Source organism: Mesorhizobium sp. ES1-3 (assembly GCF_020164795.1).
GTDB lineage: Bacteria > Pseudomonadota > Alphaproteobacteria > Rhizobiales > Rhizobiaceae > Mesorhizobium.
In genome coordinates, this window is record NZ_JAIUGW010000006.1 from 109511 (window position 1) to 129112 (window position 19602).

The window sequence follows — 19602 nt, forward strand, 5'->3', positions numbered from 1 at the left end:
TCTCTTCACAGCTTCGTCAGCAACTCCGGCGTCGGCCAGCCATCCACCGGCAGGCCTAGCCGCATCTGTTCCTTGCGGATGGCTTCGCGGGTGTTGGTGCCCAGAATGCCGTCGACCGTGCCGACGTCGTAGCCCCTGGCCTCGAGCTTGGTCTGCAGCGCCTTCATCTGCTCGTTGTCGAGACCCGGCTCGGGATCGCGCGGATCGAGCGGCGGCGCGCCCGCCAGCCGCGCGGCGAGATTGGCCGCGGTCAGCGCGTAGGTGAAGGACTGGTTCCATTCGAGATAGACGTCGAAATTCTCGTAGGTGAGGAAGGCCGGACCCTTGCGGCCCATGGGCAGCGCCAGGCCGGCCTTCAGGCCCTTATCGATCAGCGGCGAGCCGTCGGGGTTGGTGACGCCCCACTGCGCCCACTGTGTCAGCGGCAATTTGTTGGTGCGCCCGGTCTGGTCCCACGGCATCTCGTCGGGCACGCGCACTTCCTGGATCCAGGGTTCGTCGCGCTTCCAGCCGCGCGACAGCACCTTGTTGCCCGTGGTCATGATCACGTCCGGCGCGCTGTTTCTAAGATCGATCTTGCCGTCGCCATCGCCATCGACGCCGCGCGCGAGATAGTCGGACGGCAGGATCTGCGTCTGCCCGATCTCGCCGGCCCAGGCACCCGTGACATCTGTCGGCAGCACGCCGCGATCGATCAGTTCCAGCAGCGGCACCAGTTGCTGGCGGAAAAGCTGCGGACGGCGGCAGTCATGCGACAGCGTCACCAGTGCGCTCAGCGTATGGAAATCGCCCTGCACGGCGCCGAAATCCGTTTCAAGCGCCCAGAAGGCGGTGATGACAGGCGCCTGGACGCCGAACTGCTGGTCGGCGCGGGCGAAGATATCGGCGTATTTCTTCATGTTCGCCGCACCTTGCTTCAGCCGGTAGGCCGAGATCATGCGGTTGGAAAATTGGATGAAGGTTTGTGTGAAAACGCCCTGTGCGCGGTCGCGCGCCAGAGCCCTATCGTCGATCCTGGCGTCCTCGAGCGCGTCGAGGCCGACGGCGCCGACACCGGCCGCCTTCGCTTCCGCCGCCACGCCCTGTTTCCAGGTTTCGAAATCGCCGCCGCATTCCTGCGCCATCGCCGGCAAGGCCGTGGCGCACAAGAATAGCGCCGCGAGGGCTTGGGAACGCAGTCGCATCAGCTTCCTTTCGAAACGAAGAGGGCAATGTCGTGCCTGGCTGGAAGCCCAACGCCCTGAATTACCAGCGGTTGCACTCTACCGCTGGCAGTGTCGAAAAGCAGGCGGCAGGCCCGGTGTCAACGGGTCTTCTGCTTCAGCCGCTATTCCAGACGGCTTCGCTGCCGTTGCCACGGTGTCGACGGGTCTTCTGCCGGAGCCGCTATTCCAGGCGGCTTCGCTGCCGTTGCCACGGCATCAGCGTGTGTTCTGCCGCAGCCACTTATGCCAGGCGGCTTCCGAGCCGTTGAAGACGTTGATGTCGGACTTGCCGGTCATGCCGGGAACGATGCCGGTTCCGGTGTACTGCCAGAAGGTGAAGGGGTGGCTGCCATATTTCTCGCGCGGGTGGCCGGCGACGGAGCGCAGCCAGTAGGGGTAGCCGCGGAAGCTCGACAGGTCGTTGTCCTCGAAGAAATCGACCGAGGTGTAGATGATCGGTTTCTTGCCGTAATGGCGCTCGACGATCTCGAGGAAGGCGGTCATCTCAGCGCGCACCGTGGCCGCGTCGGGGCGCAGGCGGCAGGTCGGCGAGTTCGGGTTCCATTCCATGTCGAGAACCGGCGGCAATGCGGAGCGATCGACGGGGACATTCTGGATGAACCAGCGCGCCTGCACGGCGGCGGGCGTGCAGAAATAGAAGAAGTGATAGGCCGCGCGTGGAATCCCGTTGGCTTTGGTGCGCGCCCAGTGCTCGCTGAAATATTCATCGAAACGGTCGCCGCCTTCGGTCGCCTTGATGAAGGCGAAGGAGATGCCGCTGGCCTTGGCCATCGGCCAGTCGACCGATGTCTGGTATTTGGAGACGTCGGTGCCGTGGACGGCATAGTTCCACGGTGCGCCGCTGTCCCACTCATGCGGTTTGGAATCGGCAAAGCGCGGCGCGCGCACGGCCACCGTCGGACTGCTCGACGCGGACGGCGACAGCGGCGAGAGATCGTCCACGGTCGAGCAGGCGCCGAGCAGCGTCAGCATGAAAAGGACCGCAAGACGGCGCATCGAAACTTCCAAGCCGGAATCAGCCGGTCGCTGATGGGTCTGTGCACCGATGGCCGAAGTTGACCTGGCCCCTCCAGACGATCGCCCCACGCATCGGCCGGTCTATTCGTTTTTCGTGCATGTCGTTGTCGCAAAACCGCTGCGCACTTTTGGGCGACATGCATCCCTGTGATCGCCGATCATGGTTGATATCTGGTTTATGGCGCTCGACAAGAAGCCCGATTTTGCGGAAGCAATGGCGGCAATTCGATGACATAAAGGTCGGGCGAGTGCCTGGGAGGCAATGGATGCGGATCATCGTCAGGATCGTCAAATGGCTGCTTGGCCTGATCGTGCTGGCGGTCGCCGCGCTGTTTGCCTGGCTTTATATCGCGCCGCCGGAACTGATCCGCGTCGGCTCGGGCTATTCGGCCAAGATCGTCTGTTCCAACGTCTTCATCGCCGGGCGCGACGCCGACGAGGTGCTGGCTGTCGATGTGCAGGCGCCCGGCCACCCGCTGCTGCGGCTGATGCGGGTCTCGGTCGACAAGAACCGCGGTACGGTTTCCGCCGGCCTGCTCGGCTTCCTCGGCAAGAGCGAGGCGGTGGCCCGCGAGGGGCTGGGCTGTGCCTCGGTTCCCGACGGCGATGTCGGCAAGGCGCGGCGCACGGCCGTCCATGCCGAACCGGCCGCGACAAGCCAGGATGCGCTGTGGCCCGAGGGCGAACGGGTGGATGCCTCGCAGAACCCCGAAGTCTCGAAGGTCGTCGCGGACGACGCGATGGCCGGCACCGGCATGCGCGCGATCGTCGTGGTCAAGAACGGCCGCGTCGTCGCGGAACGCTATGGCGACGGCTTTTCGGCCAAGACGCCTCTGCTCGGCTGGTCGATGACCAAGACGGTCAACGCCGCCATCGTCGGCACACTGGTCAAGGACGGCAAGCTGGCGGTCGACAACAAGGGCCTGTTCGCGCCTTGGAAGGTCGACGGCCGCGCTGCGATCAGCCTTGCCGACATGATGGCGATGTCGAGCGGGCTGGAGTTCAACGAAGACTATGGCGACGTCGCCGATGTCACGCGCATGCTCTATCTCGAACCCGACATGGCGGGCTTTGCCGACTCCAAACCGCTCACCGGCGAGGTCGGCAAGGTGTTTTCCTATTCCAGCGGCACGGCGGTGATGCTGTCGCGCCTCTGGCAGGACGCGATCGGCGACAAGGCCAAGGCATTGACATGGCCGCGCACGGCATTGTTCGAACCGCTCGGCATGCACAGCGCGGTGTTGGAGACCGACGAGCAGGGCACGTTCGTCGGCTCGTCCTATCTCTACGCCACGGCGCATGACTGGGCTCGCTTCGGCCAGTTCCTGCTGCAGGGCGGGGTATGGAACGGCAACCAGGTCCTGCCTTCCGGCTTCGTCGACTGGATGCGCGAGCCGGCATCCGCCTCGAAAGTCTACGGCAAGGGCCAGCTGTGGATCGAGGCGCCGGGCGACGAGGAAAATCCCGGCGCCGGCGTTGCCGCCGGCCTGCCCAAGGACACTTACTGGATGGAAGGCCATGACGGACAGACGGTTGCCATCATTCCATCCGAGCAATTGGTGGTGGTGCGGCTGGGGCTAACGCCGGCCAAGCTCAATTATCGTCCGCAAGCAATGGTGGGCGCGCTGGTGAAGGCGCTGCATTAAGCGGCAGTCGATTGCTGCAAGTTTCTTCTATGCCGCAGTCGCCAAAGGCTTGGCGCGATCGACGCGCGCGCGCTCGTCGGGCGAGTTCATGACCGACCAGAGATCGCTACGGCGCTGCACGTTCAGCCAGAAATCCGGGCTGTTGCCGAAGACCCGCGCCAGAATAAGCGCGGTCGCAGCCGTCACGTTGCGGCGGTCGTTGCACAATTCGTTCACATGCTTGCGCTGGACCCCCATCGCTTCGGCCAAAGCCGCCTGTGTCAGGCCAAGCGGTTGCATGAATTCTTCCGTGAGGATTTCGCCAACTGTTGCAGGCTTGCGTGTGGTCATCAACATGTGTCACCTCATCTGTAACTATGGTCGTCGAGATAAATACCCGACGCTTCACCGCGTCCGCCGTCCCACCGGAAGATCAGCCGCCATTGGCTGTTGACGCGGATCGAATGGAAGCCATCGAGATTGCCGCGCAACTTCTCGAAATGGTTGCTGGGTGGCACACGCAAATCCAGATCGGTCATCGCGTCATCGATCATCTGGAGCTTGCGAAATAACCGGCTTTCAAGGTCGGACGCAATGATGCGGGAGTGAATGTCTTCGACGAAGAAGGCCCGTAGCCATCCGTCCCGAAACCCGACGATCACTTTCGACCTCCAGCGTGGAGGTAATGTACCACCCCTTGGGCCATTCGGCAAACCGTGATTGGCTAACCAGTCGATCCATCCGCGGGATCGTCCGTGGGACCTGAAACGTTGGTCGCCGATCATGTCTCCGATGTCAGATGCCGAGCTTGATGACCGCCAGCCATGCATAGCCCCGATAAAGCGTGCGAAACCGGAAGGTTGCGCCGGTTCGCTTAGCTTCCGATTCCAGGACTCCACGCAGGGATGCACGTGGCGTGACGTGGAATTTATTCAGCCATCCGCGTAGCAAGGTGCGGAACCAGCCCGGCAGACCTTCCTGCTGCCCGAAATCGACTATGTGCAGCGAGCCCGTGGGGGCGAGCGCGGCAAGTGCTGCCGAGACCGTCTTCTCCCAGCCCGGGATCATCGACAGCGAATAGGATACGAAGATGCGGTCGAACCGTTCGATGCCATAAAGCGCGCCCGCGTCGAAATCGGTGGCGTCGCCCCTTGCCAGTGTTACGCGATCCGACAGGCCTTCGCGGTCGATCGCCTTGCCGGCCGTCTCCAGCATTTCGGCCGAAATATCGAGCCCGAAGAAGCGCGCATCGGGATAGCCGCGGGCGGCCAGGATGATGTTGCGGCCGGTGCCACAGCCAAGTTCCAACACGGTACCGCCCGGCGGCAGGTCCAGCCCCGCGATCAGCCGGTCGCGGCCGAGCAGGTAGTATTTGCGGGTCAGGTCGTAGATGTGGCGCTGCCAGCGGTAGACGCCGTCCATCAGTTCGGCGTGGTTGGCCGGCAGCTCCGTCGTGCTCATGCCGCGCGCTTCACATAGAGGTGGAAGCCGCCATAGATGGCGGAGCGGTCACGGGCCGAGAATTCGCGCGATGCTTCATCCTGATAGTCCCACTGATCGAGCAGTGAGCTCGAGACGCGCCCCGGCAGCAGACTGGGCTCGGCGGCGGTGCGGAAGATGACGCGGGCCCCGGTGGAGGCGGTGCGGGTGATCTCCGACCACAGCGCGTTGAGCTGGTCGTCGGTCATCCAGTCTTGTGCGTCGAGCAGGATGAAGCGGTCGACGGCGCCTGCATCCTTGCCGGCGAGGAATTCGATCAGGTTGGCGTGATGGATGGCGACGCGGTCGATATTGCCGCGGATGGTCTCGTAGTTTTGCTTTTCCAGATAGGCGGGCAAGGCGGCCTCGCCGGGCTTGGGATAGCGGCGGGCAAAGGCTTGCCAAGCAAAATAGTTGTTTTCCAAGGGGAAATCGCAGGCGAGCTTTTCCAGCCGGGCCTTCAGCACGCTGGCCATGGTGCCGTCGCCGGAGGTGATCAGCGAATCATACTGCGCCGGCGGGATGCCGAGACCGAACAGGGAAGCTTTTCGCGAGGTCGCCCATTTCAGAAGCTTCTTGTCGAAGACGGGCGCCAGTTCCTCGTTGAAGAAGCGGCGCTGTTCGCCGATGTTCCTGGCGTCCATCATGCGGGCCGGGTTGACGCCGAAGAATTTCGCCGTGCGGTGGCCCATGGCGATGAACAGGCCGAGCAGACCGGTCTGGTAGAAATTGCGGTCGAAAACGCCGATGCGCCTCTTGCCACGCCAGTTGCGGCGCTCCCAGTAATGACGGCTGACGGGGTCGAGATGCGGGGCGATGAAGCGGTCGTAGGCTTCGGAATTGTGGCTTGTGTCCGCCGCACCGAAGAAACGGAACAGGTCGCCCTGCGAAGGCAGATGGCGCACCGCCTCCAGCTTCATGCGGTTCAGCGCGATGTGGGCAGCGTTGAGGTCGACAGCGTCGATCCGTGCCGGCGAGCGGGTGAGGTATGCCAGGATGTTGCAGCCGCCCGAGGCGATGGTGACGACGCGGTGACCCTGGCCAAGCTGCATCGCCTCCATGTCGACGTCGGGGTCTTCCCAGATCTGCGGATAGACGAGGCCGGAAAACAGGAAGGCGAACAGCCGCTCGGAGATGCCGGCTTTCGAAAGCGGGCGGTTCTGGTAGACGGCTTTTCCAACTTCCTTGCCGCGGCGAAAAACCAGATCCGAGGAGACGTCCGTCATAGCAATGTGATTCCCCATTTGCTTTGGCGCAAGCGGGTAACGCAGGCTGATGACAGGCCGGTGACAGCCTGTTGACGCCTTCTTTACAGTCTACCAAATCCCCCCGGCGTCGGCGTGGTCACAATGACAGCCTCGCCGGCATCGAGCACGGTCTGGTCGCAGGCCTTCAGCACGTCGATCGTGCCGTCGTTGCGGCGCACCCTGGTCGAGCCGACCTCGCCGTCGCCGCCGCCGTCCAGTCCTTGCGGCGGGCGGTTGCGGTGCGAGGACAGGATCGCGCATTCCATCTTCTCGAGGAAGCGGATGGTGCGTTTGGTGCCGTCGCCGGCATTCCATTTGCCCTTGCCGCCGGATCCCTGGCGGATATGAAAATCCTCCAGCACCACGGGAAAGCGCAGTTCCAGCACTTCCGGGTCGGTGAGGCGCGAATTGGTCATGTGGGTGTGCACGCCGGAGGTGCCGGCAAAGCCGCGGCCGGAGTTCATATGGCCGGCGGGGGAGCCGGAGCAGATCGTCTCGTAGTACTGGTACTTCTTGTTGCCAAAAGTCAGATTGTTCATCGTTCCCTGCGCGTTGGCCATCGCGCCCATGGCGCCGAACAGCGCGTTGGTGACGTGCTGCGAGGTCTCGACATTGCCGGCGACGACGGCGGCAGGGTAGGTGGGCTTGAGCATACAGCCATCGGGAATGACGATGTTGATCGGCCGCAGGCACCCGGCATTCATCGGGATCATGTCCTCGACCATGACGCGGAAGGCGTAGAGCACGGCGGCACGAGCGACCGGTTCGGGCGCGTTGAAATTGTTCTTCTCCACCTTCGACGTGCCGGTGAAGTCGACGGTCGCTTCGCGCTTTTGCCTGTCGACCGATATCTTGACTTTGATCACTTGGCCGGTGTCGGTCGGATATTCATACTCCGACGTGTCCGGCAGCCGCTCCAGCACGCGGCGCACGCTTTCGGCAGCATTGTCCTGGACATGGCCCATATAGGCCTCGACGACATCAAGGCCGAAATGCCCCACCATCTTGCGAAGTTCCGCCACACCCTTCTCGTTGGCGGCAATCTGCGCCTTCAGGTCGGCAATGTTCTGGTGCGGGTTGCGGGCGGGGTAGCGGTGGTCGGTGAGCAGTGTGTGCAACTCCGTCTCGCGGAATTTTCCGCGGTCGACGATGCGGAAATTGTCGAACAACACGCCTTCCTCGTCGACCGTGGTGGCGAGCGGCGTCATCGAACCCGGCGCGGTGCCGCCAATGTCGGCATGGTGGCCGCGCGAGGCCGCCCAGAAGAGGATGTCTTTCCGGGCATCGTCAAAGACCGGCGTCACCACGGTGATGTCTGGCAGATGCGTGCCGCCATTATAGGGGGCGTTCAAGGCAAAGACGTCGCCGGGATGGATGTCGCCGGAGTTCAGCCGGATAATGGTTTCGACCGAACGATCCATGGAGCCGAGATGCACCGGCATGTGCGGCGCATTGGCGACCAGGGCCCCGGTATGGTCGAAGACGGCGCAGGAAAAATCCAGCCTTTCCTTGATGTTGACGGAATAGGCGGTGTTCTGCAGCGTCACGCCCATTTGCTCGGCAATGGACATGAAGAGATTGTTGAAGACTTCGAGCATCACCGGATCGGCTTGTGTGCCAAGGGCACCGGCGCGCGCTTTCTTTTCCGTGCGGCGTATGACGACGTGATTGAGGTTGGTGATTTCGGCCTGCCAGCCCGGCTCGACGACGATGGTCTGGTTCGGCTCGATGATCAGAGCGGGGCCGGCGACCAGATTGGACGGTCCGAGGTTCTCGCGACGGTAGACGCCGGCTTCATGCCACTGGCCCTCCGTGTAGATACGCCGGGTCTCGGAAGAGGCTGACTTGACCCTCCCCGGTCCGGCGGGCGCATAGGCTTCGGCGGTCGTCTGGCCGGCTTCGGTGCCTTCGACGCCGACCGTCTCGACGATCATCGGTTTGTCGTCATAGACGAAGCCGAATTGTGCCTTGTGGGCGATTTCGAAATCGCGCCTGGCCTGGAAGATCGAGTCTGCCTCGAAATTCACCGGCAGTGCCGTGTCGGTGCCGTCATAGCGAATGTGCAGTACCGGCCTGGTGGCGACCACCCCCTCGGCGATGCCTTGCGCCGCCAACTCCGCGATCACGGCCTTTTTCAAGGTCGCGATGAGGCCGCCGATTTCCGTTCTGGATTCTTCGGCAAGCGGCTTCAGCAGGGCCTGCTGGCGCGAGGCAAAGACCGAGGCCAGGCCGATGCCATAGGCCGAAAGCAGGCCGGAGAAGGGATGGATCAGCACCGCCTCCATGCCGAGCGCGTCGGCGACCAGGCAGGCGTGCTGGCCGCCGGCGCCGCCGAAACAGTTCAGGAGATATTCGGTGACATCGTAGCCACGCTGCACCGAAATCTTCTTGATCGCATTGGCCATGTTCTCGACCGCGATTGTGACGAAGCCTTCGGCGACCGCTTCCGGCGAGAGGCCGTCACCGATCCCGGCGGCAAGAGCCGCGAATTTCGCGCGCACGGTTTCCGCGTCGAGCGGCGCGTCCTGGCCGGGACCGAAGATCGACGGGAAGAAATCGGGCCGCAACTTGCCCAGCATGACGTTGGCATCGGTGACGGCCAAAGGGCCGCCGCGCCGGTAGGCGGCGGGGCCGGGATTGGCGCCCGCGGAGTCCGGTCCGACACGGAAACGGCCGGCCTCGTAATGCAGGATCGAGCCGCCGCCGGCGGCGACGGTGTGGATTCGCATCATCGGCGCGCGGACGCGCACGCCGGCGACTTCGGTATCGAAGGCACGTTCATACTCGCCGTCATAGTGGGCGACGTCCGTTGACGTGCCGCCCATGTCGAAGCCGATGACCTTGTCGAAACCGGCGAGCCTCGCCGTCTCGACCATGCCGACGACGCCGCCGGCCGGGCCCGACAGCAGCGCGTCCTTGCCCTGGAACATGTCGGCGGCGGTGAGGCCGCCAGAGGACATCATGAACATCAGGCGAGGGGATTCGTCGTTTTCTCCCGCCGCGCCCAGTTCTCCCGCCACCCTTTGTACGTAGCGTGAGAGGATGGGCGACAGATAGGCGTCGACCACGGTAGTGTCGCCGCGGCCGACCAGTTTGATCAGCGGCGAGACCTCGTGGCTGACCGAGACCTGGCCGAAACCAAGCTTGCGGCAGACCTTGGCCACCGCCTTCTCGTGATCGGGATATTTCCAGGCATGCATGAAGATGATTGCAACGGCGTCGATGCCATCGGCCTTCGCTTGTTCTATGGCGGGCCGGCAAGCCGATATGTCGAGCAGCCGTTCGACGCAGCCATCGGCGAGCACGCGCTCGTCGATCTCGATGACGCGCTCGTAGAGTTGCTCGGGAAGAATGATCTCCTTGGCGAAGATGTCGGGTCGCGCCTGATAGGCGATCCTGAGCGCGTCGCGAAACCCCTTGGTGATTAGCAACAACACACGGTCGCCCTTGCGCTCCAGAAGGGCGTTCGTGGCCACCGTGGTTCCCATCTTGATGTCGCCGATCAGGCGGGACGGGATCGCGGCGCCCGTTTCAAGGCCGAGCAGGTCGCGAATGCCCTGAATGGCGGCATCGGCATAGGCTTCGGGATTCTCAGACAGCAGCTTGCGCGGATGCAGCCCGCCTTGCGGGTCACGGCCGATGACATCGGTGAAAGTGCCGCCGCGATCAATCCAGAAATCCCATTTCGCGGTCATGCGGCTGTCTCCGGTATTCCGTTTCCGGTGTCGTTGTTAAAGCGCCGAAGCGCCGGCAGCAACGTCGCCTGCATGCTATTGATGTTACAGGTGGAAACGCAACGTTACGAAACCCATGGCCACTTAGGGCATTTCCTCTTCGACCGTTCACCGCAATGTGAGCGTGTGCTGAAGGAGAGATGTTATGAAAAAGCTCATTCTTGCGTCGGTATCGGCGCTTACATTGTTTGGCGTCGCGGCCTGCAGCGACAGCGGCACCGACAAGACCACGACCCAGAGCACCAATCCGCCGCCTGCCGAGCAGCCGATGAAGCCCGCGGCCCCGGCTGACAAGTCGACCAAGCCTGCCGAGCCGGCTCCGGCAACGCCAGCTCCTGCGCCCGCGCAGTAGTTTGTAGCCAGTACGTGTCTTGGGAGAAAGGCCGGCTTTATGCCGGCCTTTTCTCGTGGAGACCGCCATCGGGACCGGCAATCGCCTTTTCGTGCACTTGCCCGGCAGCGGCCGTTATTGGCTTGATAGCGGGGACCGGTTGGCTTTATGAAGCTGGCCATGTCGATTTGGGACCGCCTCGGCGACTTCATCACGCGGGTTTCATCTTCGACCACATCTGGCGTCGCCGACGTGGTCGAGGCTGTGCGCACGGTTTTTTCCGGCGACGCCGACTTGCGCCGCCGCGTCGCCTTCTCGGTTGCGATGATCGCGCTTTCGGCCAAGATGGCCAAGGCCGACGGCATCGTCACCCAGGATGAGGTGCGAGCCTTCCAGGAAATCTTCGAAGTGCCGCCGAAAGAGACGCGCAACGTTGCGCGGCTGTTCCATCTCGCCCAGCGGGACGTGGCCGGTTTCGAAACCTATGCCGAGCGCATGGCGCAACTCTGCGGCTCCGGGCACTCCAATTGCGTGATGCTGGAAGACATACTCGACGGCCTGTTCCATATCGCCAAGGCCGATGGGCTGGTGCATGAGCGCGAAGGCATCTTCCTGCACCGTATCGCAGAGATCTTCCGCATCGATGAGACGCACTACGAATCGATCATGGCGCGGCACGTCAACCTTGGCGCCGGCGACCCCTATGTCGTGCTCGGCATCGAGCGCGGCAAGCCGTTCGAGGAGGTCAGAAAGCGCTATCGCAAGCTGGTGTCGGACAACCATCCGGACCGGCTGATCGCGCGAGGCCTGCCGCAGGAATTCATCAAGATCGCGACGACCAGGGTCGCGGCGATCAACGCCGCTTACGAGATGATCGAGCGGGGCCTGCGGCACGCATGAGCGGCTTCCTGCCCGACGAGCCGAGCGCCGAGGTCAGGGTATCGCCGAATTTCGGGCCAAGGCGCGACGCACAGAAGCCCGACATGATCGTGCTGCACTATACGGGCATGGCAACCGGTGCCGGGGCCGAAGCCTGGCTGTGTGATCCGGCGAGTGAAGTCTCATCGCACTATCTCGTCCATGAGAATGGCCACATCGTGCAGATGGTCCGGGAAAGCGACCGCGCCTGGCACGCCGGCCAGAGTTCCTGGTTCGGACGCACCGACATCAATTCCTGCTCGGTCGGCATCGAAATAGTCAATCCGGGCCACTCACTGGGCTATCACAGCTTTCCGAAACGTCAGATCACGGCGGTCATCGAGCTGTGCAAGGGGATTGCCGCGCGGCATCCGATCGTCGCCGAGCGGGTGCTGGCTCACTCCGACGTGGCGCCCGGTCGCAAGATCGACCCAGGCGAGAAGTTTCCATGGGCCGCGCTGTTCAAGGCCGGTGTCGGCCATCTCGTGCCAGCCGCTCCCGTCAGGCGCGGAACCGCGCTGATGCCCGGCGACCGCGGCGCCGATGTCGAGACATTGCAGTCGATGCTGTCGCTCTATGGCTATGGTGTCGAGATATCGGGCCTTTTCGATGATCGGACACGGGTCGTCGTTGAGGCCTTCCAGCGGCATTTCCGGCCGCGCCGGATCGACGGAGTTGCTGACGGCTCGACGATGCGCACGCTGCAGAAGCTGCTTGCTTCCATCCGGAATTGACCCTGGGGCAATTCCTGATCCAAGTAATCCTCCCTGGCCATAAAGTTACAAACTGTCACTTAAAGTGACTTGCCTCGCCTTCATTGGCGCCAAATCGGGCCTCAAAGGGCTTTTCGTACAGTTTGTCGGACGTCCAGCCCCCCGGGTGTTCCGATATTGATCAAGCGATGCCACGCGAAAATCTTCGCGCGGTCCCAACAGAACAGGATCACATGCAGAAATTGACCGTTTTAACGGCAGCTCTTGCTGCCGGGGTAATGAGTTTTGCCTTCAGTGCAGCCGACGCCGCGCCGTTCAGCCCACGGGCCGACCAGGGCTTCGTCGCGGCATCCGCCAAAGGCAAGGCCATTTCGGCCAAAAGCAGCAAGAGTGCTAAGGCGACGACGAAGAAGGCTTCCACGAAAGTGGAAAAGGCAAGCTGGACCAAGGCAAGGAAATCCTCTGCCAAGAGGCAGAGGAAGCGCGGCCGCAAAACCGTGGACATGACGACGACGGCATCGATCGGTCTCGGCAACGTCGCTGCGGCGACGGCGGCAGTGACGAGCGGCGGCCAGTATTCCGCGATTGTCGCCCGCTACGCGGCGAGCTACGGGGTTCCGGTGTCGCTGGCCCAGGCCGTCATCAAGATCGAGAGCAACTACCGGCCGAACCTGGTCGGCGGCGCCGGCGAGATCGGCCTGATGCAGATCAAGCCGGCAACCGCGCGGATGATGGGTTACAGCGGCTCGGCCAAGGGCCTGTTCGATCCCGACACCAACATCAAATATGGCATGAAGTACCTCGCCATGGCACGCGATCTCGGCGGCGGCACGACCTGCGGCACGATCCTGAAATACAATGCCGGCCATGGCGCCACCCGGATGAACCCGGTTTCGGCGGCTTACTGCAGCAAGGTCAAGGTTCAGTTGGCGGCGGTCGGCGCGCCGGTTTGACAAGAACCGGTCACGACCGGCTTTTTCGGTTGCGTTTTGTGGTGTGAACCCCTTTATACGCCCTGCCAGCTGGCCGGGCGGCCGCACCCGCAAACGCCGAAAGGCCGCGGGTGAGGAAAGTCCGGGCTCCATGGAGACACGGTGCCGGTTAATGGCCGGCGGGGGCGACCCCAGGGAAAGTGCCACAGAAAGCAAACCGCCCCGACTTTGTCGGGGTAAGGGTGAAAGGGTGGGGTAAGAGCCCACCGCGCGACTGGCAACAGGAGCGGCACGGTAAACCCCACCGGGAGCAAGACCGAATAGGGGCGGTGCGAGGGGAAACCCTCGAGGGCTGTTTCCGGCTCACCGTCCGGGTAGGTTGCGTGAGGCGCATGGCAACATGCGCCCAAGATGAATGGCCGCCACGTTCTCGCCTCGCAAGGGGCGAGGGCCATACAAAACCCGGCTTACAGGCCGGCTGGCAATTTTCTTCACGATATATGGATTAAGTCTTTCGTATCAGAAGGTTGCGCCCCACGGGTGCAGCTTCTGATTCAAGGGCGCGGCGCTATTTTGCATCGCCACGTGACAAAGTTCTCCACCGACTTTCTTGAAATTGGTGCGATTAAATCGCACCATCATGGCTCATACATCGGGAGCGTATCATGGGTCAGGTCGACAAACGCAGCATCACGCTTTCGCCCGAACTGGCGCGGGTGGTCGACGATGTGGTCGCGGCAGGAGAATACGCCTCGGCGAGCGAGGTGATCCGCGACGCATTGAGGCAATGGAAAGACCGCCGCGACCTGATGGGCTACACGGTCGAGGAACTGCGCAAGCTGGTGCAGGAGGGGATCGACAGCGGGCTTGCGCAAGACGGCCAGCCAATCATGGAACGATTGCGCGCGAAATACCTGAAGATGGCCGAGGCCAAAGGCTTTCAGGAGTGAAATACCGACTGCTTCCTCAAGCCACCGTCGATCTCGAAAGCATTGGGCCATGACCCGCGCGCTGCTGTTCGCCTCGTAGATGCGCTGGAAAGACGTTGGGATTTGCTGACCTTGCATCCTTTTTCAGGTGCGCCACGCGACGACATAGCGCCGGGTATCCGCCATCTGATTGTCGGCGAATATGTCACCTTGTACCGGGTCGGCGGTGATGCGATCGAAATTCTTCGCGTGCTGCATGGTCGCCGCAACATCGAAGCCGATGACCTCGGCTCGTAATCGATTTGTCAGCCACTGATCCTGTCCAGCGAGGCCTCGATCGCCTTCCAGAGTTCTTCCACGGGCTCACAGCCGACCGACAGGCGCACGAAGCCAGCCGGAACCGCGTCGCCTCGCTTAAGCCGCCGCTCGGCCGAGGTGTGGACGCCACCGAAGGAGGTCGCGGCCTGCATCAGGCTGCAATTGTTGATGAAATCCTCGGCTTTCTGCTCGGAAGCGAGTTCGAAGGAGATGAGGAAGCCGAAGCGCTCCATCTGGGCGCGGGCAAGATTGTGCGAGGGATCTCCTTCCAGTCCGGGATAGCGCAGGCCGGTGATCGCGCGATGCCCCTGCAGCCGCCTTGCGATCACCTCGGCTGACGAACACATGCGGTCGAAGCGCACGTCCAATGTTTCCAGGCCGCGATGCACCAGCCAGGCTTCGAACGGCCCGGGGATGCTGCCCGAGACCTCGCGCCAGCCGGTCACGGCGGCGATGATATCCGCATTGCGGCTGGCGACATGGCCGAACAACACGTCGGAATGGCCGTTGGGCGCCTTGGTGTCGGCAGCGACAACGATATCGGCGCCGTGATCGAGAGGGCGCTGGCCGAAGGGCGTCATCGTCGTGTTGTCGACCACCAGCAGCGCGCCGGCCTTGTGAACGGCTTCGGCGACAGCGGCGATGTCGCAGATGTCCAGCCCCGGATTAGCGGGCGTTTCGACGAAGGCCAGGCGGTAACCAGCGAAGCCGCCATCGAGGAAGGTCGATGTCGGCCTGACATCGTGGGTGACGCCGAGCGGCTTCAGGAAACGATCGGCCAGCGCCCTGGTGGTGTGATAGCCGTCCGAAGGCAGCAGGATATGGTCGCCGGCCTTGAGTACGGCAAAAAATGCCGCCGAGATCGCCGCCATCCCCGAGGGAAAACCGACGCAGGGCGCATCTTCCAAATGGGACAACATGTGTTCGACGGCATCCCAGGTCGGGTTGCTGAAGCGGCCGTACTGGTTGAAGCCGGTGGCATCGCCCGGTGCATGGAAGATGGCGGCCATGGTCAGGGGCAGGGGAATGGAATCGCCCATGGCAAGCCCGCTGCGACGCAAATGGGGCAGGGCTGCAGCGCGCGACTTCGCGGTTTCAGACATCGATTTCAAATCCCTTGGCGGTCGGTGAGATGGACGAGACGCTATGCCCGGCCGCGGCTCACGGCAAGGCGCCTCCAGTTGGGCCAGGCAGGCTCTAAACGCTTCGTTAGGCTTAATGGATCATAAAGACGAGGCGTGCTGTCAAAGCCTTTCTCGTCGGTGTGATGCGCGTGTTTGTGAAGCCTATTCCCGTTGACGCCCATAGTGCCCCATGATATCCCATTTTCATACCAAAGCCTTCGTTCCGCGTCAGGGTAAAGCGTACGCCAATCGGGCAGCCGCGGCGGCTGCGCGTTTGCCGGTTTTCGCCCGTGTGGACGAGGTGGGTGCGGGGCAGGCAACGCGCGGCGGTGGCGCGTGCGACACGACGAAGAGGGGTGCGGCGGCGCAAGCGGCTGCAACGTGTGATGGACCGGTTTCTGTCGAACACGGTGAGCAGGATCGATGCGAAGGGGCGGGTGTCCGTTCCTGCGCATTTTCGTGCCGTGGTGCAGAAGCGCGGCTATTCGGAACTCTATGCGCTGCGCTGCCTGGACCTGCCGGCGATGGATGTCGGCGGGCTAGACCTGCTCGACCGCTACGAGCAGCGCATCGCGCGGGAAGACCCGTTCCTGCAGACGGCGGACGACATGTCGTTCTTCTGCCATGGCGACGGCGCATTCCTGAAACTCGACCAGGACGGCCGTATCACCATGACCGACTTCATTCGCGAGCATGCCGGCATCTCTGCGGAAGTGGCCTTTGTCGGGCGCGGCAATTTCTTTCAGATCTGGGAGCCGGGGCGGCTTGCGGCCTATGGGGCGCAGGCGCGGGCCAGGCTTTTGCAGCTTCGGCAGGGGACGAAGGCTCACGAGGCCAAGGCTGGGGAGCGACCGGAATGACGGTGGGCCACGGCGATGATATCAACGCCGTTGGCGGATCGGTCCGCCACATTCCGGTCCTCCTTGGCGAAGTGCTGGAAGCGCTGGCGCCGGTGGAAGGCGACATCATCATCGACGGTACGTTCGGCGCCGGCGGCTACACCAAGGCCATCCTGGCCGCGGGCGCGTCCGTGGTTGCCATCGACCGTGATCCCGATGCCATAGCGGCCGGCCGCGACCTCGAGGCGCGGTCCGGGGGCCGGCTGAAGCTCGTGCAGGCGCCGTTCTCGACGCTCGACGAACACATCGAAAGCGTCGATGGCATCGTGCTCGACATCGGCGTCTCCTCGATGCAGCTCGACCAGGCCGAGCGCGGCTTTTCCTTCCGCAACGACGGACCGCTCGACATGCGCATGGCGCAGGCGGGCCTCAGCGCCGCCGATGTCGTCAACAGCTTCAAGCCGGGCGACCTTGCCCGCATCTTCGGCTTCCTCGGCGAGGAGCGTCATGCCGGCCGCATCGCCCGCATGATCGAGGCGCGCCGGGAAAAACGCCCGTTCGAGCGCACGCTGGAACTCGCCGACGCGATCGAGACGCATATCGGCCGCGCGCCGAAGGACAAGATCCATCCGGCGACGCGCGTCTTCCAGGCGCTGCGCATCTTCGTCAATGACGAGCTCGGCGAATTGGCCAAGGCGCTGTTCGCGGCCGAACGCGCGCTGAAGCCGGGCGGACGCCTTGTCGTGGTGACGTTCCATTCGCTGGAAGACCGCATCGTCAAGCGCTTCATAGCCGACCGAGCCGACGCCATGACCGGCTCGCGCCACATGCCGGAGGCGCAGGCCCGCACCGCGACCTTCCGCAAGGCTGGTGGTGGCGTGACGGCAGGTGACGCCGAGGTTGCGGCCAACCCGCGCGCCCGTTCGGCCAGGCTGCGTGCCGCGATCCGCACCGAGGCGCCGGCGCGCAGCGGCGATTTTTCGATCTTCGGCCTTCCAAAACTTCCCGGCATCGACCGGCCGGGGGAGAGGTAAGCACGTGTTTCGTACCAGCGATATCATCCTGATCGCCGTCATGGTTTCGGCCGCCGCCCTGACCTACAAGGCCAAGCGCGAGGCCGAGGACCAGTTGACGGCCGTGCAGAAGATCCATGCCGAGATACGCTACGAGGAAGACACGATCGACCTGCTCAAGGCCGACTGGAGCCTGCTCACCCAGCCGTCGCGGCTGCAAAAGCTGGCCGAGCTCTACAAATCGCAGCTCGCACTGGAGCCGGTCAGTGCCCGGCAGATCGTGGGCCTGGGCGACCTGCCGGCCAAGGCGCTCGACATCCAGGACATCCTGAATGGGCGCCAGGGCGCCATGGCCGACAATTCCGACAAGGCGCCCTCGGGCGACAAGGATCCCGTCGTGACCGGAGACATCGCCCAATGATCGGCAAACTGCTGAAGCGCTTCGCCGCGGTAGGCCGCGCCAGGACTGGCGGGGACGGGTCGATCGTGGTCGAAGGCGCCCGCAAGGCGACCGGCGGCAAGGGCAAGGCGCGCATCGTGATGACGATGGCGGTGTTCTTCGGCATCTTCTCTACCATATCGGGGCGGCTGGTCTATCTCGGTTTCCAGACACCGGACCTGTCGGGCGGCCCGCAGAGCCGGGTGACCGCGTCACGCCCGGATATTGTCGATCGCAACGGCGAGGTGCTGGCCACCGACATCAAGACGGCGTCGCTGTTCGCCGAGCCGCGCCGCATCGTCGATGCCGACGAGGCGATCGAGAAGCTGTCGACGGTGCTGCCCGAAATCGACTACGAGCAGACCTATCACAAGCTGAAGAGCGGCGCAGGCTTCGTCTGGCTGCAGCGGCAGCTGACGCCCAAGCAGCAGGCCGACATCATGCAGCTCGGCATTCCCGGCTTCGGCTTCCGCACCGAAAAGCGCCGTTTCTATCCGAGCGGCGAAACCTCATCCTACGTTGTCGGCCTGACCAACATCGACAACCAGGGCATCTCCGGCATGGAGAAATATATCGATGAGCAGGGACTGAGCGACCTGCAGGCATCGGGCCTGGCGGTGGCGAAGGATCTCAGGCCGGTGAAGCTTTCGATCGATCTGCGCGTCCAGCATGTGGTGCGCGACGAGATCGCCGCCGGCCTGGAGCGCTATCGCGCCATCGGCGCCGGCGCAGTCGTGCTCAACGTCAAGACCGGCGAAGTGGTGGCCATGGCCTCGGTGCCGGATTTTGATCCGAACAACCCCTATAATGCACAGGAAAAGGACCGGCTGAACCGGATGTCGGCGGGCCTTTATGAGATGGGGTCGACCTTCAAGAGCTTCACCTCGGCCATGGCGCTCGATTCCGGCAAGGCGACGATGTCAAGCCGCTTCGACGCTTCGCATCCAATCCGGGTCGGTCATCAGGCCATTCACGATTTCCACGGCAAGAACCGTGTGCTGTCGTTGCCGGAGGTGTTCCTCTATTCGTCCAACATCGGGTCGGCCAGGGAGGCCGAACTGGTCGGCATCGAGGCGCACCGTGAATTCCTGCATCGTCTTGGTATTCTGGAAAGGATGCAGACCGAGTTGCCGGAAGTCGCGCGTCCGACTGAACCGAAGGTCTGGAAACAAGTGAATTCGTTCACGATCGCCTTCGGCCATGGCGTGTCGACGACACCGCTGCAGGCGGCTGTCGGCTGCGCGGCGTTGATGAATGGCGGCTTCCTGATGAACCCTACCTTCCTAGTACGCACTCAGCAGGAAGCCATGGCCACCGCCAAGAGGGTTGTGAGCGAAAAGACCGTCGAGGGCATGCGCTACCTCTATTCGCTCAATGCCGAGAAGGGGTCGGCCAGAAACGCCCGGGTTCCCGGCTACCGCGTCGGCGGCAAGACCGGAACGGCCGAGAAGGTCATCAACGGCCGTTACTCGAAGGAGTTGAATTTCAACACGTTTGTCGCCGCATTCCCGATGGACGATCCGCAATATCTGGTGTTCACGATCGCCGACGCCCCGCATCCCGAAAAGCCCGGGATGACGGACGTCGCGGCCAACAATGCGGGGGTTATGGCCGGCAATATTATCAGGCGTGCAGCTGCCATGCTTGGCGTGAAGCCAGATTTCAGCCATGAAAATGGTGCAACGCTGGTTTCCTATCAGTGATTCTTGGGGCGCGCC

At 63.2% G+C, this 19602-nt stretch carries 19 protein-coding genes and 1 other RNA gene; 12 read left to right on the forward strand and 8 right to left on the reverse strand.

Translation table 11 applies throughout. The features are described 5' to 3' along the window. Positions 1 to 5 precede the first annotated feature (5 nt). Together LB536_RS11580 and LB536_RS11585 are read right to left on the reverse strand one after the other, a co-directional pair. Positions 6 to 1184, reverse strand: a complete 1179-nt coding sequence (locus LB536_RS11580; RefSeq protein ID WP_224592117.1) for a lytic murein transglycosylase — start codon at positions 1182 to 1184, stop codon at positions 6 to 8. A 237-nt stretch (positions 1185 to 1421) separates the two neighbouring features. Next, complete coding sequence (locus LB536_RS11585) at positions 1422 to 2222, reverse strand: GH25 family lysozyme (RefSeq protein WP_224592120.1); 801 nt, start codon at positions 2220 to 2222, stop codon at positions 1422 to 1424. Between the two features lie 287 nt (positions 2223 to 2509). Here LB536_RS11585 and LB536_RS11590 point away from each other — a divergent pair, with 287 nt between their 5' ends. After that, positions 2510 to 3889, forward strand: a complete 1380-nt coding sequence (locus tag LB536_RS11590) for a serine hydrolase domain-containing protein (RefSeq protein WP_224592122.1) — start codon at positions 2510 to 2512, stop codon at positions 3887 to 3889. Between the two features lie 27 nt (positions 3890 to 3916). On the opposite strand, the gene LB536_RS11595 is transcribed toward LB536_RS11590, so the two are convergent. The 5 genes from LB536_RS11595 to LB536_RS11615 all read right to left on the reverse strand — a co-directional run bounded on the left by LB536_RS11595 (position 3917) and on the right by LB536_RS11615 (position 10289). Beyond that, positions 3917 to 4225, reverse strand: a complete 309-nt coding sequence (locus LB536_RS11595; RefSeq protein ID WP_140758980.1) for a HigA family addiction module antitoxin — start codon at positions 4223 to 4225, stop codon at positions 3917 to 3919. 8 nt (positions 4226 to 4233) lie between these two features. After that, positions 4234 to 4530: a type II toxin-antitoxin system RelE/ParE family toxin gene (locus LB536_RS11600; RefSeq protein ID WP_224592125.1), complete on the reverse strand. Its 297-nt coding sequence runs from the start codon at positions 4528 to 4530 to the stop codon at positions 4234 to 4236. A 133-nt stretch (positions 4531 to 4663) separates the two neighbouring features. Continuing rightward, positions 4664 to 5329, reverse strand: a complete 666-nt coding sequence (locus LB536_RS11605; RefSeq protein ID WP_224592128.1) for a class I SAM-dependent methyltransferase — start codon at positions 5327 to 5329, stop codon at positions 4664 to 4666. Continuing rightward, entirely contained in the window at positions 5326 to 6573 is a 1248-nt protein-coding gene (locus LB536_RS11610; protein WP_224592131.1) for a DUF3419 family protein, read from the reverse strand. Before LB536_RS11610 ends, LB536_RS11605 begins: the two co-directional genes overlap by 4 nt. 83 nt (positions 6574 to 6656) lie before the next feature. Then, positions 6657 to 10289, reverse strand: a complete 3633-nt coding sequence (locus tag LB536_RS11615) for a hydantoinase B/oxoprolinase family protein (protein WP_224592133.1) — start codon at positions 10287 to 10289, stop codon at positions 6657 to 6659. A gap of 184 nt (positions 10290 to 10473) precedes the next feature. Here LB536_RS11615 and LB536_RS11620 point away from each other — a divergent pair, with 184 nt between their 5' ends. The 7 genes from LB536_RS11620 to LB536_RS11655 all read left to right on the forward strand — a co-directional run bounded on the left by LB536_RS11620 (position 10474) and on the right by LB536_RS11655 (position 14448). Continuing rightward, complete coding sequence (locus LB536_RS11620) at positions 10474 to 10680, forward strand: hypothetical protein (RefSeq protein ID WP_140758975.1); 207 nt, start codon at positions 10474 to 10476, stop codon at positions 10678 to 10680. Positions 10681 to 10839: 159 nt separating this feature from the next. After that, positions 10840 to 11559, forward strand: a complete 720-nt coding sequence (locus LB536_RS11625) for a J domain-containing protein (protein WP_140758974.1) — start codon at positions 10840 to 10842, stop codon at positions 11557 to 11559. Beyond that, positions 11556 to 12311, forward strand: coding sequence for an N-acetylmuramoyl-L-alanine amidase (locus LB536_RS11630; RefSeq protein WP_224592136.1), 756 nt, complete (start codon positions 11556 to 11558; stop codon positions 12309 to 12311). Before LB536_RS11625 ends, LB536_RS11630 begins: the two co-directional genes overlap by 4 nt. A 212-nt stretch (positions 12312 to 12523) precedes the next feature. Continuing rightward, complete coding sequence (locus LB536_RS11640) at positions 12524 to 13243, forward strand: transglycosylase SLT domain-containing protein (protein WP_263489005.1); 720 nt, start codon at positions 12524 to 12526, stop codon at positions 13241 to 13243. 65 nt (positions 13244 to 13308) lie between these two features. Then, an RNA gene (gene rnpB, locus LB536_RS11645) (RNase P RNA component class A) lies at positions 13309 to 13708 on the forward strand. Between the two features lie 179 nt (positions 13709 to 13887). Then, on the forward strand, positions 13888 to 14172 hold the full coding sequence (locus LB536_RS11650) for a type II toxin-antitoxin system ParD family antitoxin (protein ID WP_224592139.1): 285 nt from the start codon (positions 13888 to 13890) through the stop codon (positions 14170 to 14172). Between the two features lie 42 nt (positions 14173 to 14214). Next, positions 14215 to 14448, forward strand: coding sequence for a type II toxin-antitoxin system RelE/ParE family toxin (locus tag LB536_RS11655; RefSeq protein WP_224592141.1), 234 nt, complete (start codon positions 14215 to 14217; stop codon positions 14446 to 14448). Between the two features lie 8 nt (positions 14449 to 14456). On the opposite strand, the gene LB536_RS11660 is transcribed toward LB536_RS11655, so the two are convergent. Then, on the reverse strand, positions 14457 to 15572 hold the full coding sequence (locus LB536_RS11660; protein WP_224592144.1) for a cystathionine gamma-lyase: 1116 nt from the start codon (positions 15570 to 15572) through the stop codon (positions 14457 to 14459). A gap of 407 nt (positions 15573 to 15979) precedes the next feature. On the opposite strand from LB536_RS11660, the gene mraZ reads away from it, so the two are divergent. Genes mraZ through LB536_RS11680 form a run of 4 tightly spaced genes read left to right on the forward strand, consistent with a single transcriptional unit; the run spans position 15980 to position 19587 of the window. Continuing rightward, positions 15980 to 16453, forward strand: coding sequence for a division/cell wall cluster transcriptional repressor MraZ (gene mraZ / locus LB536_RS11665; RefSeq protein ID WP_140758165.1), 474 nt, complete (start codon positions 15980 to 15982; stop codon positions 16451 to 16453). Then, positions 16450 to 17466: a 16S rRNA (cytosine(1402)-N(4))-methyltransferase RsmH gene (gene rsmH / locus LB536_RS11670; RefSeq protein ID WP_224592146.1), complete on the forward strand. Its 1017-nt coding sequence runs from the start codon at positions 16450 to 16452 to the stop codon at positions 17464 to 17466. The genes mraZ and rsmH overlap by 4 nt, the downstream gene beginning before the upstream one ends. A 4-nt stretch (positions 17467 to 17470) precedes the next feature. Beyond that, positions 17471 to 17866 carry a hypothetical protein gene (locus tag LB536_RS11675; RefSeq protein WP_140758163.1) on the forward strand — a complete coding sequence of 132 codons (396 nt, stop codon included), beginning with the start codon at positions 17471 to 17473 and terminating at the stop codon, positions 17864 to 17866. After that, entirely contained in the window at positions 17863 to 19587 is a 1725-nt protein-coding gene (locus tag LB536_RS11680) for a peptidoglycan D,D-transpeptidase FtsI family protein (protein ID WP_140758162.1), read from the forward strand. The genes LB536_RS11675 and LB536_RS11680 overlap by 4 nt, the downstream gene beginning before the upstream one ends. Positions 19588 to 19602 lie beyond the last annotated feature (15 nt).